The 13,925-nt window shown below is 65.5% G+C and carries 11 protein-coding genes and 2 tRNA genes; 8 read left to right on the plus strand and 5 right to left on the minus strand.

What is annotated here, in order from left to right; genetic code table 11:
* Positions 1–149 precede the first annotated feature (149 nt).
* From ROZ37_RS21255 to ROZ37_RS21270, 4 genes are all read left to right on the plus strand, one after another.
* Complete coding sequence (locus ROZ37_RS21255; RefSeq protein WP_312662670.1) at positions 150–854, plus strand: haloacid dehalogenase type II; 705 nt, start codon at positions 150–152, stop codon at positions 852–854.
* Positions 851–1,627 (plus strand): sulfite exporter TauE/SafE family protein, encoded by a 777-nt coding sequence (locus ROZ37_RS21260; protein ID WP_312662672.1) that lies wholly within the window; start codon positions 851–853, stop codon positions 1,625–1,627. Before ROZ37_RS21255 ends, ROZ37_RS21260 begins: the two co-directional genes overlap by 4 nt.
* Before the next feature lie 13 nt (positions 1,628–1,640).
* Complete coding sequence (locus ROZ37_RS21265) at positions 1,641–3,818, plus strand: malate synthase G (protein ID WP_312662674.1); 2,178 nt, start codon at positions 1,641–1,643, stop codon at positions 3,816–3,818.
* Positions 3,819–3,977: 159 nt separating this feature from the next.
* Positions 3,978–4,054, plus strand: a tRNA-Met gene (locus ROZ37_RS21270).
* 565 nt (positions 4,055–4,619) lie between these two features.
* Here the strand turns inward: ROZ37_RS21270 and ROZ37_RS21275 are convergent.
* The 4 genes from ROZ37_RS21275 to ROZ37_RS21290 all read right to left on the minus strand — a co-directional run bounded on the left by ROZ37_RS21275 (position 4,620) and on the right by ROZ37_RS21290 (position 7,788).
* A tRNA-Pro gene (locus tag ROZ37_RS21275) sits at positions 4,620–4,696 on the minus strand.
* Between the two features lie 15 nt (positions 4,697–4,711).
* On the minus strand, positions 4,712–5,680 hold the full coding sequence (locus ROZ37_RS21280; RefSeq protein ID WP_409449984.1) for a polyprenyl synthetase family protein: 969 nt from the start codon (positions 5,678–5,680) through the stop codon (positions 4,712–4,714).
* Positions 5,681–5,731: 51 nt separating this feature from the next.
* Positions 5,732–6,532 carry a glycerophosphodiester phosphodiesterase gene (ugpQ, locus tag ROZ37_RS21285; RefSeq protein WP_312662675.1) on the minus strand — a complete coding sequence of 267 codons (801 nt, stop codon included), beginning with the start codon at positions 6,530–6,532 and terminating at the stop codon, positions 5,732–5,734.
* 8 nt (positions 6,533–6,540) lie between these two features.
* A complete protein-coding gene (locus ROZ37_RS21290; RefSeq protein WP_409449986.1) occupies positions 6,541–7,788 on the minus strand; it encodes an extracellular solute-binding protein in 1,248 nt (415 codons plus the stop codon).
* Positions 7,789–8,078: 290 nt separating this feature from the next.
* On the opposite strand from ROZ37_RS21290, the gene ROZ37_RS21295 reads away from it, so the two are divergent.
* The 4 genes from ROZ37_RS21295 (at position 8,079) to ROZ37_RS21310 (ending at position 13,353) form a co-directional block, all read left to right on the plus strand.
* Positions 8,079–8,483: a hypothetical protein gene (locus tag ROZ37_RS21295; RefSeq protein WP_312662679.1), complete on the plus strand. Its 405-nt coding sequence runs from the start codon at positions 8,079–8,081 to the stop codon at positions 8,481–8,483.
* Between the two features lie 97 nt (positions 8,484–8,580).
* On the plus strand, positions 8,581–9,687 hold the full coding sequence (gene rlmM / locus ROZ37_RS21300; RefSeq protein ID WP_312662681.1) for a 23S rRNA (cytidine(2498)-2'-O)-methyltransferase RlmM: 1,107 nt from the start codon (positions 8,581–8,583) through the stop codon (positions 9,685–9,687).
* 216 nt (positions 9,688–9,903) lie between these two features.
* The gene (locus ROZ37_RS21305) at positions 9,904–11,379 is read left to right on the plus strand and encodes a DEAD/DEAH box helicase (RefSeq protein ID WP_312662683.1); all 1,476 of its coding nucleotides are present in this window, start codon (positions 9,904–9,906) and stop codon (positions 11,377–11,379) included.
* Between the two features lie 99 nt (positions 11,380–11,478).
* Entirely contained in the window at positions 11,479–13,353 is a 1,875-nt protein-coding gene (locus ROZ37_RS21310; protein ID WP_312662685.1) for an EAL domain-containing protein, read from the plus strand.
* A 73-nt stretch (positions 13,354–13,426) separates the two neighbouring features.
* On the opposite strand, the gene ROZ37_RS21315 is transcribed toward ROZ37_RS21310, so the two are convergent.
* Positions 13,427–13,925, minus strand: a 499-nt coding sequence (locus ROZ37_RS21315; protein WP_312662686.1) for an NAD(P)(+) transhydrogenase (Re/Si-specific) subunit beta, incomplete at its 5' end; no start/stop codon positions are given.

The following is a 13,925-nucleotide window of genomic DNA, read 5'->3' on the forward strand; positions in this document are numbered from 1 at the left end:
TAAAAGATAAATTGACCATAGCAGGTCTTCTGTCTTCTGGATGATATCAATACACTCGTCGGCAACTGAAGGGTGGAGGAGACGCTACCCGACACCAAGACGCCCGCAGCCGGCACGAGCCGGCTGCAAAGGCGCCCCCAAGGGACCCGATGAAAAACGAAACCATCCGCGCGATCGCCTTCGATGCCTACGGCACCTTGTTCGACGTCTATTCCGTCGGGGCGCTGGCCGAACAGTTGTTCCCGGGAAAAGGCGATTCGCTCGCCGCGCTGTGGCGGCTGAAGCAGATCGAATACAGCTTGCTGCGCACGCTGTCCGGCCGCTATCGGCCCTTCTACGAAATCACCGGGGATGCGCTCGTCTTCGCGTGCAGGAAGCTCGGCATTGCGATGACCGAAGCGCAGCAACGCCAGTTGATGAATCAGTACGCGTGCCTGTCGCCCTTTCCCGAGAACCTCGGCGCGCTCAGAATGCTCCGCGAACTCGGGGTTCCGATGGCCGTCCTCTCGAACGGCACACCTGAAATGCTCGACGTCGCGATCAAGAGCGCCGGCATGAACGGGCTCTTCGACCACGTTCTGTCGGTCGACGCCGTGCGGCAATACAAGACGTCCGCAGCCGCTTACCAGCTCGGCCCCGACGCGTTCGGCTGCGCCGCGCGCGAGATCCTGTTCGTGTCGTCGAACGGGTGGGACGCGGCCGGCGCGACGTGGTTCGGTTATACGACGTTCTGGATCAACCGGGCGGGGCTCCCGCTCGAAGAGCTCGGCGTGGAGCCCTCCGCGACCGGCCAGCGGCTGACCGAGATCATCGACTTTGTCCAGTCGCGCTACCGCCCCGCTGCCCGCACATGACGCTGAACGAGATCCTGATCATCGGTCTCGGTGCGGCGATGGCCGGCGCGATGAACTCGGTGGCCGGGGGCGGCACGTTCTTCTCGTTTCCCGCCTTGCTCGCGATCGGCGTGCCGCCGGTCGTCGCCAACGCGAGCAATGCGGTGGCACTTTGGCCGGCGAGTCTGTCGGGCGCCTACGCCTACCGGCGCGAACTCGCGCGTTTCCGGGTCGGTTTGCCCGCACTAACGGTCGTCGCGCTCGTGGGCGGTGTGGCCGGCGGAATTCTGCTGCTATCGACGCGCGACGATACGTTTTCGAAGCTGATTCCGTGGCTACTGCTGGTCGCCACCGTGATGTTCGCCGGGAGCGGCCGAATCGCCGCACTGCTCGCTCGCATGCGCCAGCAGGCCGAAGCCGGCCCGTCGCACGCGAGCGCGGGCGGGCTGCTGTTCCAGCTCGGCGTCTCGGTCTACGGCGGCTTCTTCGGCGCGGGAATGGGCATCGTGATGATCGCGGCGCTCGCGATCCAGGGCCATCGCGACATCCACGACATCAACGCGCTGAAGAACTGGCTGTCGGCCGTCATCTACAGCGTCGCCGTCGTCACCTTCGTCGCCGCCGGCGCGGTGAGCTGGCCGCACACCCTCGTCATGCTGACGACGGCTGCGGCGGGTGGATATTGGGGCGCGGTCGGGGCGAGAAGGATCCCGGCAATCTGGCTTCGGCGCTTCATCATCGCGGTCGGCACGACCCTGACCGTCTACTATTTCTCCACGACCTATCTGCAATAAAGGGCGAGACATCATGACCGAACGAATCCAATGTAATCAGCTCCAGGTGGACGCGCTGCTGCACCGCTTCATCGAGAACGAGGCCCTGCCCGGCACCGGGATCGACGGCACGGCGTTCTGGAAAGGCTTCAGCGACCTCGCGAACGAACTCGCCGTGAAGAACCGCGCGCTGCTCGCCGAGCGTGATCGACTGCAGGCGGAAATCGACAACTGGCACCGCGCGCATCCGGGGCCGATCCAGGACATGCCCGCCTACCGCGCGTTCCTGGAGTCGATCGGCTACCTGCAGCCGGTGCCGGCCCCGTTCAAGGTCAGCACCGCCAACGTCGATATCGAGATCGGCGAACAGGCCGGTCCGCAACTCGTCGTGCCGATCATGAACGCGCGCTACGCGCTGAACGCGGCCAACGCACGCTGGGGCAGCCTGTACGACGCGCTGTATGGCACGGATGCGATTCCGACCGACGGCGGCGCTGAGATCGGCGCGAGCTACAACCCCGTCCGCGGCGCGCGCGTGATCGCGTTTGCGCGCAACGTGCTGAACCAGGCAGCACCCCTCGCGCAGGGCAGCCATGACGTCGCGACCGCCTACACCGTCAGCGGCGGCAAGCTGGTCGTCACCCTGAAGGACGGAAGCCAGACCGGCCTCGCGGACCCGGCGAAATTCGTCGGCTATCACGGCGCCCCGGATGCGCCTTCCGCAGTCCTGCTGAAGAACAACGGCCTGCATCTCGACATCCAGTTCGACCGCAGCCACCCGATCGGCAAGACGGACGCCGCGGGCATCAAGGACGTCGTCGTCGAAGCCGCCGTGTCGACGATCATGGACTGCGAAGACTCAGTCGCCGCCGTCGACGCCGAGGACAAGGTCCTCGCCTATCGCAGCTGGCTCGGCCTGATGACCGGCGAGCTCGTCGAAACCTTCGAGAAGGGCGGCCAGACGGTCGAGCGCCGGATGAACCCGGACCGCGAGTACACCGCACCGAACGGGGGCACGCTGCGCCTGCATGGCCGCTCGCTGCTCTTCATCCGTAACGTCGGCCACCTGATGACGAACCCCGCGATCCTGCTCGCCGATGGCTCGGAGATTCCCGAAGGCATCATGGACGGCGTCGTCTCCGTGCTGGTCGCACTGCGCGACCTCGAGCGCAAGGGCAACTCGCGCACTGGCAGCGTGTATATCGTCAAACCGAAGATGCACGGGCCGGCGGAAGTCGCGTTCGCGAGCGAGCTCTTCGGCCGCGTCGAACAGCTGCTCGGCCTGCCGGCGAACACCGTCAAGATGGGCATCATGGACGAGGAGCGCCGCACCTCGGTGAACCTCGCCGCGTGCATCAAGGCCGCCGAATCGCGCGTCGCGTTCATCAACACCGGCTTCCTCGACCGCACCGGTGACGAGATGCACACGTCGATGGAAGCCGGCCCGATGATCCGCAAGGGCGACATGAAGTCGTCCGCGTGGATCCAGGCTTACGAGCGCCAGAACGTGCTCATCGGCCTCGCCTGCGGACTGCGGGGCAAGGCGCAGATCGGCAAGGGCATGTGGGCGATGCCCGACCTGATGGCCGAAATGCTGAAGCAGAAGATCGGCCATCCGAAAGCCGGCGCGACGACGGCATGGGTGCCGTCGCCGACGGGTGCCACGCTGCACGCGCTGCATTACCACCAGGTCGACGTCCAGGCCGTCCAGCAGGAGATGGAAAAGATCAGCCTCGACGCAGAACGTGACAAGTTGATGAACGACCTGCTCACGATCCCGGTGGCGCCGAAGGCGGACTGGAGCGCCGAAGCGATCCAGCAGGAGCTCGACAACAATGCGCAGGGCATCCTCGGCTACGTCGTGCGCTGGGTCGACCAGGGTGTCGGATGCTCGAAGGTGCCCGACATCAACAACATCGGCCTGATGGAAGACCGCGCCACGCTGCGCATCTCCAGCCAGCACATCGCGAACTGGCTGCGCCACGGCGTGACGAACGAAGCACAGGTGACGGAGACCCTGAAGCGCATGGCGGCGATCGTCGACCAGCAGAACGCGGGCGACCCGCTGTACCGCCCGATGGCCGCCGACTTCGACAAGTCGGTCGCATTCCAGGCAGCGAAGGACCTGATCTTCAAGGGTTGCGCGCAGCCGAGCGGCTACACCGAGCCGCTGCTGCACCGTTGGCGTCAGGTCGCGAAAGCGCGCGGGTAAGGGGACGGCGGGTGGGGACGGCCGGATGCGACCTCACCCGCCGCAGGAATTCGCGCCGCGTCGCCGGACCCTCTCGCCCCGGCGGCGAACGCCTCCGAATAAAGTTCGTCAAAGTTCTTGACCTGGAAGATAGATCAAGCTATAGTTCTGTTTCTCCGACGCGGGGTGGAGCAGTCTGGCAGCTCGTCGGGCTCATAACCCGAAGGTCGTAGGTTCAAATCCTACCCCCGCAACCAAACACTAAAGGCCTGCACATCGTGCAGGCCTTTTTGTTATGTCTGACGGAAGCATTAAGCAGGCGACGAATGCCACACCTTCGCCCTTCTCGCCCCGCGGTACAGGCGGGTTCCGTAAGCGGCGGAGGACGATCGGCAGCGCAGTCGTCGTGCAAGACCGAGCAGCGCGACACACCCGAACTATCAAAGGAGAACTTCGGGAAAAGCGCTTTCGCTACGGCTCGCGCCAGTTTGCAGGCCGATACCCCTGCACGTCATCCCCACGCGCTGTAGAGCAAGCTGAGCGCCCTCCGCGCGTCGCGTCCGATCAAGCTGCTCGAAAACTCCCCGACGCGATCGTGGGACTGGAGCCTGCCGAGGCAGCCGCCGTAAACGACTGTCGCTTTCAGGCACACTTCCACTTTTGTCCACGTAGGCGGGCTATCGGAATTGCCGGCGCCACCCTCGCAGTTCGACTCGCTCCCACAATGCCACGAAGTGGAAAACCGCCCTTCCGGCAAAGATGCTGCTCCGAAGGCACAAAACAAAAAAGCCGCTCTAGTGAGCGGCTATTTTGATGAATCCTTGGTCGGGGAAAGAGGATTCGAACCTCCGGCCCCTGCGTCCCGAACGCAGTGCTCTACCAGGCTGAGCTATTCCCCGACACCTCTGCAGAAATCAATAATTTCTTTCAACTGCAAAGTCCGACAATTGTAGCAGCGTATCTTTGAAAATGGAAGAGGGGAGTGCATCCAACGCGGCGCTTGCCCGCGCGGCTTCGGCCCGCGCGTAGCGGCGAGTCTCGTCGAGCGCGCCGGTTTCCCGGATCGCGTGGAGGACGCGCTGGAAGTCGTCGCGGCCCCCGTTCTCGATCGCGCTGCGCACGATCGTGGCTTGCTCGGCACTGCCTTGCTTCATCACATGGATCAGCGGCAGCGTCGGCTTGCCCTCGGCGAGATCGTCACCGAGATGCTTGCCGGTTGCCGCTTCGTCGGACGAGTAGTCGAGTACATCGTCGATCAGCTGGAACGCCGTCCCGAGATGCATACCGAAGGCGGCGAGTTTTTCTTCGAGACCGCGCTCGGCGCCGCCGAGAATCGCGCCGAGACGGGTCGCCGCTTCGAAGAGCTTTGCGGTCTTGTAGCGGATCACGCGAAGGTAGTCCTCGATCTCGACGTCCGCGTTGTGGCAATTGAGCAGCTGCAGCACTTCGCCTTCGGCGATGACGTTCGTCGCATCGGCCAGCACCTGCATGACCCGCATATTGTCGACACCGACCATCATCTGGAACGCGCGCGTGTAGAGGAAATCCCCGACGAGAACCGACGCACCATTGCCGAACAACGCGTTCGCGGTCCTGTTGCCGCGGCGCAACTCGGACTCGTCGACAACGTCGTCGTGCAGCAGGGTCGCCGTATGAATGAATTCGACCACCGCCGCGAGTTCGTGATGGTGGCGCCCCTGGTAACCCAGCGCGCACGCCGAGAACAACACCAGTGCCGGTCGCAGCCGCTTGCCGCCACTCTGAACGATGTATTCCGCAACCTGGCGGATAAGGACGACGTCAGAGTGCAGACGCTGACGGATGACCGCATCGACCGCCTGCATGTCGGCGGCTATCGGTGCGTAGAGCTGCTGGAGGGACAAGGGCGCGCTCACCGGAAAAAGGCGGATGTTAGGGGGGCGGCCGGCGCGCCGTCAAGGAAAGCACCCCGGAAAGCCATTCTGTGTTTCGGCGGCGGAGGGCGGGCCCGTGTGGTCCGAATCCCTGCTTTGCACGATGTCGGGGCGATCGGTGATCACGCAATCCACGCCCCAGCCGAAGAGCTCGTACGCCCGGCATGGGTCGTTCACCGTATAAGCCGCTACGCGCAAGCCGCAAGCGCGCACTCTTGCGACGACATCGAACGTTAGATGATGCGCGTCGGCATGCAGCGCGACTGCCCCGACGCTCCTGCAGCGCTCCAGCCAGTCGGCGGGAATTCGCTCGACGAGCAGGCCGCGCTGGAGCGCCGGCGCTGCCTTCGCGGCAGCGCTCAAGGCATCCGCCGAGAACGACGACAGCAACGGCGGAACATGAGCATTCGCCCACAACGTCAAGGCGTCGCTTGCAACGACGCGCCCCGTCACCTCGTCAGCCCCGTGGGAAGGCTTGATCTCCAGATTCACCGACAGCCCGAGGGCGATGCACCGGTCCGCCGCCTGCTTCAGCGTGGGGATCCGCTCGCCCCCGAAACGCTCGCCAAACCAGCGCCCCGCGTCGAATTGTCTCAGGCGGTCGTCCGGAGTCTCCGCGACATAGCCCCGCCCGTCGGTGGTCCGCTCGAGCGTCTCGTCATGAATCAGCACCGGCGAGCCGCTGCCGCTCAGCATCACGTCGAACTCGACGCCGCCGCAATCGAGCGATGCGGCGACGTCAAGACCTGCCAAGGTGTTTTCCGGCGCCAGCCCCCCTCCGCATCGATGCGCGAGCACCCGCGCGAGGGGCCAACGGGACATCGCGCGACTCAGCGAACCGCGGGCACCAGCGCTCGCACGCGCGTTACCGCGGTATCCAGGGCTTCCTTCGCAGGCTTGCGGTCGGCCCAGACGGCCCTGAGCTCTTCGTCGACGATGCTCAGCACGCGCGCACGTCCGAGGACCGACGACGCGCCCGAATCGAGCGTCGCGGGCTTGTTGTTCAACTGCGCCACCGCGACCTTCACGTTTTCGAGATCCGGCCCGAGCGCTTCGCTCTGCGCCGCGAAGACGCCCGAGCGATCGAGCGGCAGATAGCCCGACTCGTGCTGCCATGCGACCTGGTTCTCGGGTTGCAGCCAGAAAGCGATGAACCGCGCGACGGCCTTGTATTCGGCCGGCTTCTTGCCCGCCGCGACCCACAGCGCCGCGCCGTCGGCAAGGGTGTTCTGCGGCGCGCCCGAGAAATCGTCGTGGTAGGGCAGGGACGCGATGCCGACCTCGAACTTCGCCTTGCGGCGGAAATCCGTCCAGCTCGCCGACGGCGCCGCGATTACGGCGCATTCTCCCGACGCGAATTTCTGTTCGGCTTCCCTTTCGCCCTCAAAAATACGCAGATAACGCGCACGGTGCCAGCTCGCCATCATGGCCACGTGCTTGACCTGAAGCATGCCGTTGAAGGACGGCCGCTCACCCTTGCCTTCTCGCGCGGAAACCGGCTCGTTGTGCCACGCGCTCGTGTTCTCGACCATCACTCGACCGGGCTCGGAGACCGTGTAAGGGCAAGTCGAGCCGGCGTCGAAGAGCCGGCCGAGCGCCTGCTGGAGATCGAACCAGGTTTTCACTGGCGTGTTCGGGTCGAGCCCGGCACGCGCGAACTCGGCGCGGTTGATATATAGCACCGGGGTCGACTGCCCGACCGGCAGCGCAAGCAGCTGACCTTTCGCATCGAGCAGCGAGCGCGGCATCATCGCGGACGCTTTCAACGCCTGCAGCGGCGCGCCGCCTTCGCGCATGACGGCGGAGACCGCCTTGTAGCGCGGTTTGCCTGCCAGAAACCGGTCCAGGTCCTCGTCTTGCAGGATCAGCAGGTGCGGCACGTTTCCATCGCTCCAGCTTCCCGCCTGGACGCTGAGCTGGTAATCCTTGCTTTGCTCGTTGAAGCGCGCCGCGAGCTGCCGCAGCGCCTCTTCCCGCTCGCCCGCGAACCCATGAACCAGCCGGATCTCCTTCGCGGAATTCACGGCCGTCGCAGGCGCGCGCGCTGCGGACTGCGCGTGGCCCGCTGCGGGGGCCATCAGAATCCCGCTTCCGCACAGCACCGTCGCCGCCCATTTACCTATCGTTCCAGTTACCGATCGCATTCCCGTTTCCTTTACAGGCCGCCCCAAGCAGCCTCAGCGAGCGAAGTATAGATGCAGCCGACGTCAAAATAGGTGCGCGCTACGTGTTCTTCGGCAGCATTTTTTGCAGCGCCGGTTGCACCGTCGGAGTGGCCGAATCGGCATCGTCGATTCGATAGATTCCGTCAAGATTCCGTCCGCCGTGACGTTAATCGATCCAAGTCCCCTGCCGTGCCGCCGACCCCATGCCCGCCACCCGCCTCACTCCGTTGCTTCTGCTACTCATGCTTGCCGGCTGCGACCAACTCGGCGCTCTGCTCGAACTGCCGGATCCGCAGAAGGAAGCTGCGGCCATCGAGGCAGAAGGCAAGGCGATCGGCGGAGCGTGCCGGCATTCGGGGCGCGCACTGGAGGACTGTTACGCGATGAACCCGAAGGCGCAGAAGGCGGCCGTTTTCTCTGGCTGGCGGGAAATGAACGACTACATGATGCAGAACAACATGCAGTCCGTGCCCCCGCGGCTGAGTCAGCTTCCCGAAACCACGCCAGCATCCCCGCAATCGGCCAGCGTCGCGGATACGCAGGACGCGCGTGCTTCGGATCCAGCCGCGAAAGACACGCCCGCGCGCCCAGCCCGTGCCGCTCAGTGACGCGGCGCCGCCCGTCGAAATTTTGCCGGCGCTCGGTCGCGGCTTATCATCCGCCGCGACCCGGCCCCCGCGGTCGCCACCAGATGAGTTCCCCACGATGAGTTTCGCGCCTCCCAATCGTCTCGGCCTTGCCGCGTATGGCCTGCTGGCTCTTTGCCGCAGCGGTTTCGAGAAGGAAACCGCCGCCGAGCTCGACGAGTTCGCCGCGGAACTCGGATTGATCGGCTTCGTTCGCGCCCGACCTGACACGGCTTTCGTGACGTTCGAAACGCAGGAACCGGTGCCATTCGTCGATCTTGCGGAACGCTGCGACTGGCGCAGCCTGATTTTCGCGCGCCAGTTGCTGCCGTGGTTCGCTCGCATCGACGACCTGCCGGAACGGGACCGTGCCACACCCATCGTCACCGCGGCGCGCGCGGCCAGTCAGCGCTTTGCCGAACTGATGCTCGAGACGCCGGACACCGACGAAGCCAAGCAACAGTCGGGCTTCTGCCGCCGGTTTGCCGCACCGCTGCAGCGCGAGCTGGAAAAGACCGGCGTGTTTCGCGAGCATGCGAAAGGCTTGCCCGAGCTGCACGTCCTCTTTCCCGACGCGACGACGGCCTGGCTGTGCGCAGCCCTCCCCGGCAAGGCCGCGCTCTGGCCTATGGGCATTCCGCGCCTGCGGATGCTGCGCGAAGCGGCGAGCCGCTCGACCCTGAAGCTCGCCGAAGCGATCTTCACGCTGCTAACCGAGGAGGAACGGAACGCAAGCCTGCGCCCCGGCTTGCGCGCGGTCGACCTCGGCGCCGCACCGGGCGGGTGGACGTGGCAACTCGCACACCGCGGACTGCGTGTGACCGCGATCGACAACGGGCCGATGGCGCCATCGGTGATGGCGACCGAGATGGTCGAGCACGTTCGCGCCGACGGCTTCACGTGGCGGCCGCCCCGTCCCGTCGAGTGGATGGTCTGCGACATGGTCGAGCAGCCGACGCGCATTGCGGCGCTCGTGGCCGAGTGGATCGCCACCGGGCGCTGCCGCCGAACGATCTTCAACCTTAAGCTGCCGATGAAGAAGCGCCTGGAGGCGGTCGAGCAATGCCGCGCGCTGATCACGAAGCGGCTCGCGCAGCAGGGCCCGTTCGAGTTGCGCTTCAAGCACCTCTATCACGACCGTGAGGAGATTACCGGGTATCTGACGCTGAAGAGCGCGGCGGCCTGACGGAGAAACGGCGTGCGTCGGGCCCCTTGACTAATCGCACATTAGTTCTTTGTCAAACGAAGCGCGTACGCGATGTATAATCACTGCCTTTAAAGCACCCGGCCTGCCGGTTGGCGCGAGCCCTCCCGGAACCCACGCGTTCCGGTCATCGTTCATCCAATCGCCTCTCCAGGCGTCGCGCTTCGCGCGGCAGGCCTCCATGGAAGAATGGCGCCTATGAGCTTCGCCGACCTCGGGCTGATTCCCGAGCTGTTACGCGCGGTAGCCGAAACCGGTTACACCACCCCCACCCCGATCCAGCAGCAGGCGATCCCCGTCGTGCTCGCCGGCCGCGACGTCATGGGCGGCGCGCAGACCGGGACCGGCAAGACCGCCGGATTCACGCTGCCGCTGCTGCAGCGCCTCTCGCGCCACGCGAGCACTTCGACGAGTCCGGCGCGTCATCCGGTGCGCGCATTGATCCTTGCGCCGACCCGCGAACTCGCGATGCAGGTGTTCGAATCGGTCAAGACGTACAGCAAGCACGTTCCGCTGCGCTCGACCTGCATCTATGGCGGCGTCGACATGAAGCCGCAGATCCAGGACCTGCGCAACGGCTGCGAAATCGTCGTCGCCACGCCGGGGCGGCTGCTCGACCACGTGCAGCAGAAGACGATCCAGCTCGGGCAGGTCGAGATGCTCGTCCTCGACGAAGCTGATCGCATGCTCGACATGGGATTCATTCCCGACATCCGCCGCATCCTCGATCTGCTCCCGGCGGCGCGCCAGAGCCTGCTGTTCTCGGCGACCTTCTCCGACGAGATCAAGAAGCTCGCGGACCAGATGCTGAAAGAGCCGCAGCTGATCGAAGTCGCGCGTCGCAACATGGTGTCCGAAACGATCACGCACCGGGTCCATCCGGTCTCGGCGGGGCTCAAGCGCAACCTGCTCGCGCATCTGCTGCGTCACGAGCCGGATACCCAGGCGCTCGTATTCGTCGCAACCAAACTCGCCTGCGGTCGCCTGTCGCACTTTCTCGAACGTCACGGCATCACTGCCGACGCGATTCACGGCGACAAGGGCCAGGCGCAACGGACCGAGACGCTCGAAGCGTTCAAGTCGGGCAAGCTGCGCGTGCTGGTCGCGACCGACGTCGCCGCACGCGGCCTCGATATCGACGAACTGCCGTCGGTGATCAACTTCGAATTGCCCCACACCGCCGAGGATTACGTGCACCGCATCGGTCGCACCGGCCGTGCGGGACGGCAGGGCAACGCGGTTTCCCTCGTGTCGGCCGAAGAAAAGCATCACCTCGCGGAAATCGAGAAGCTCATCAAGCTGCAGATCCCGCAGGAAGTGATTCCGGGCTTCGAACCGGAGCCCGACTTTTTCGACGCCGGAGCGCGCCGCAAGCAGGCGAAGGGATCCGCGTCCGCGCGTCCCGGAGAAATTGCGAAGGAAACGACGCGCGAGACGGCGTCCGTGCGCCCACCGAAAGCCGGTGCAGCCGCGCGACCGTCCGAAAGCCGTCGGCGCGCAGCCAAGTCGACGATCGCGAGCGACGGATTCGACTACAGCAAACCGTATGAACCGGCGCACCCGATTCGCGAAGCCGCCGCTGTCGCCGACGCGAACACCGGTTTCCCGCCCGGCGGGTCGCGCCGCAACCCACGACCGATCGCGGTGCTTCTGGGCGGCCTGGGGCGGAAATAGGCCCTCCGACCCCGGCTTTTCCGGGGATACGGTCCGACGGCTTCAAGTATTCTGAACCTGCGTTGACAAGCTTTCAGAATGCGTGGAATGTCCGTCGAGATGAATACAGGCCGTCGCCCGCGGGGCAGCGAAGACTCAGGAACACCTTTCGTCCCGGACGTCTCGGAAGGGGCGGAGACCGGGCTTTACCTCGCGCTCCTCGAGCTGTTCGACGAAGGCCTGATCATCACCGGCGACGAACTCGTCCTCGAGGTGAACTCCGCCGCCTGCCGCTTGCTCGGCCGCGATTATCGTCAGATTGCGGGCCGCCCGCTCGCCGAGCTGTTCCCTTCCGAGCGTGAATTTCTCGAAGCGCGCGCGCGGCTCTTCATCAAAGGCGAAAACCGGGGCAGCCTTCGCTTCGCGCTGCCGGACGGCGGCGACCGCGAACTGAACTTCATCGCTGCGCCGCGCGTTCGCCCCGGCATCCACGCGCTGATCCTGAGTGACCGCTCGGCCGGCCCGGCCGATCGACCGGCCGACGAGACCTCGTCCGATCTGCTCTGGCCGCGCCTCGCCGCCGCACTCGATCAGCCAGTCATCGTCGTCGACGACAACGGCAAAGTCGCCGCGGCCAACGCCGCGGCACTGAAGACGCTCGACCTGGAGCGCTCGGACCTCGTCGGCCAGACCCTCTCCTCCCGTATCGGCATCGTCTGGCCGGCCTCGGGCGAAGCTTCGCTCGCGCGGCTGACGAAGCCGAAAGGCGCGGGCATGGTTAGGGCCCGCGTGCTTCCGGGCCCCCGACCCGGTTGGCGCCTGCTGATCCTGCCGCCATCGCCGGGCGCCGCGACAAGACAGAAGGGAGCGAAGGCGCGACCGGCCGCGGACGCTGCGAGCGACGACTCCCTCGAACGCATGTTCGCCGACAGCCCGCTGCCGACGCTTCTGTGCCAGGGCGCCGACCTGCGGATCTTCGCAGCCAACAAGGCCGCGGCCGCGGCTTACGGTTACTCGAAGGCGGCGTTGTGCGGAATGCGGATCGCTGATCTACGTGCTGAACCGGATGCGGACCGGGCGGCCGTTGAATCGGGCGTGTGGCAACACCGCCGCAAGGATGGAAGCAGCTTCAAGGCGGAAGTGCTGACCTATCCCATCGAGTCGGCGAGCCGGCCAGGCGCGGTCGTCCTGATGCACGACCTGCCCGACCTGCCGCGCCCCACGTTCGACCATCCGATGCGGCATGCAGTCGACCTCGACCAGCTCGACGTGCACTTCCAGCCTCTTGTTGACGCCCGCGACGACAGGGTGTGCGGCGGCGAAGCGCTGTTGCGATGGAATCACCCCGAGCTCGGGCTGATTCCGTTTCAGCGTTTCGTCGGCATTGCGAGTGCCACCGGTCTTCTCGACCAGATGGGGGACTGGGTGCTGCATGCGGCGTGTGCCCGCGCAACCGCCTGGCCAGACGGCCCGGACGCGACTCGCGTCACGGTCAACATCGCGATCGAGCAGCTCATCCGCGGCGACCTTGCCGAGCGCGTGCGCCATGCGCTGACGACTTCGGGACTACCTGCGACACGGCTCGAACTGGATCTCGACGAACGGGTGCTGAACGAAGAAAACGGCAAGGTTCTCGCGACGTTGAACGCGTTGCACGACCTCGGGGTGCGCCTCGCGATCGACGATTTCGGGCGCGGGCTCGCGTCGATTCCGCGCCTGAAACGTTATCCGGTGCAGGCCCTGAAGCTCGATCCCGCGCTCGTGAAGGAAGTCGGGACGCGGGAAGACAGCGAAGCGATTGTCGAAGCGATCGCCAGCATGGCCGGCATCCTCGGGCTCGATGTCCTCGCCCGCGGCGTCGAAAGTCGGCCGCAGCAGGCATTCCTGTCGGCGCTGGGCTGTCGGCTTCAGCAGGGTCCGCTATTCGGCCGGCCGATGGATGCGGACGAATTCCGCGCTTACCTCGCACGGCAGCGGAACCGCAAGGGCCACTGAACGCCCACGCGATTCCGCTCGCGCATGTCATCGCCCGCCTCCTTGCGGAGACGGGCGAAAGCGCCGGTGCCGCTCAGACTTCGAGCGCTTTCACGTGCGTGATGACTTCGCCGATCGCCTGTTGTGCGCTACCGTAAAGCATCCGGCAATTGTCCTTGTAGAACAGCGCGTTCTCGATGCCCGAGTAGCCTGCACCCTTGCCGCGTTTGACGACGATGACGTTTTGCGCCATGTCGACGTTGAGGATCGGCATGCCGTAGATCGGGCTCGACTTGTCGGTGCGCGCGACCGGGTTCACGACGTCGTTCGCGCCGATCACGAGCGCGACGTCCGCCTGCGGGAAGTCGGCGTTGATCTCCTCCAGGTCGAAGATCTTGTCGTACGGCACGCCCGCTTCCGCGAGCAGCACGTTCATGTGGCCCGGCATCCGTCCCGCGACCGGATGGATTGCGAACACGACCTCGACGCCGCCTTCTTCGAGCAACTGCGCCATCTCCCATACCTTGTGCTGCGCGCCGGCAACCGCCATGCCGTAACCCGGCACGATGATGACCTTGCTCGCGTAGCGCATC

Origin of the sequence: Aromatoleum sp. (assembly GCF_032027225.1) — a bacterium.
In the GTDB taxonomy this organism is placed as follows: Bacteria; Pseudomonadota; Gammaproteobacteria; order Burkholderiales; family Rhodocyclaceae; genus Aromatoleum.

What these genes read in the sequence shown, in the direction of transcription:
- ROZ37_RS21255 (WP_312662670.1), top strand. Translation starts at nt 150, where the DNA reads ATGAAAAACGAAACCATCCGCGCGATCGCCTTCGATGCCTACGGCACC.
- ROZ37_RS21260 (WP_312662672.1), top strand. Translation starts at nt 851, where the DNA reads ATGACGCTGAACGAGATCCTGATCATCGGTCTCGGTGCGGCGATGGCC.
- ROZ37_RS21265 (WP_312662674.1), top strand. Translation starts at nt 1,641, where the DNA reads ATGACCGAACGAATCCAATGTAATCAGCTCCAGGTGGACGCGCTGCTG.
- ugpQ (WP_312662675.1), bottom strand. Translation starts at nt 6,532, where the DNA reads ATGTCCCGTTGGCCCCTCGCGCGGGTGCTCGCGCATCGATGCGGAGGG.
- ROZ37_RS21290 (WP_409449986.1), bottom strand. Translation starts at nt 7,788, where the DNA reads ATGGCCCCCGCAGCGGGCCACGCGCAGTCCGCAGCGCGCGCGCCTGCG.
- ROZ37_RS21295 (WP_312662679.1), top strand. Translation starts at nt 8,079, where the DNA reads ATGCCCGCCACCCGCCTCACTCCGTTGCTTCTGCTACTCATGCTTGCC.
- rlmM (WP_312662681.1), top strand. Translation starts at nt 8,581, where the DNA reads ATGAGTTTCGCGCCTCCCAATCGTCTCGGCCTTGCCGCGTATGGCCTG.
- ROZ37_RS21305 (WP_312662683.1), top strand. Translation starts at nt 9,904, where the DNA reads ATGAGCTTCGCCGACCTCGGGCTGATTCCCGAGCTGTTACGCGCGGTA.
- ROZ37_RS21310 (WP_312662685.1), top strand. Translation starts at nt 11,479, where the DNA reads ATGAATACAGGCCGTCGCCCGCGGGGCAGCGAAGACTCAGGAACACCT.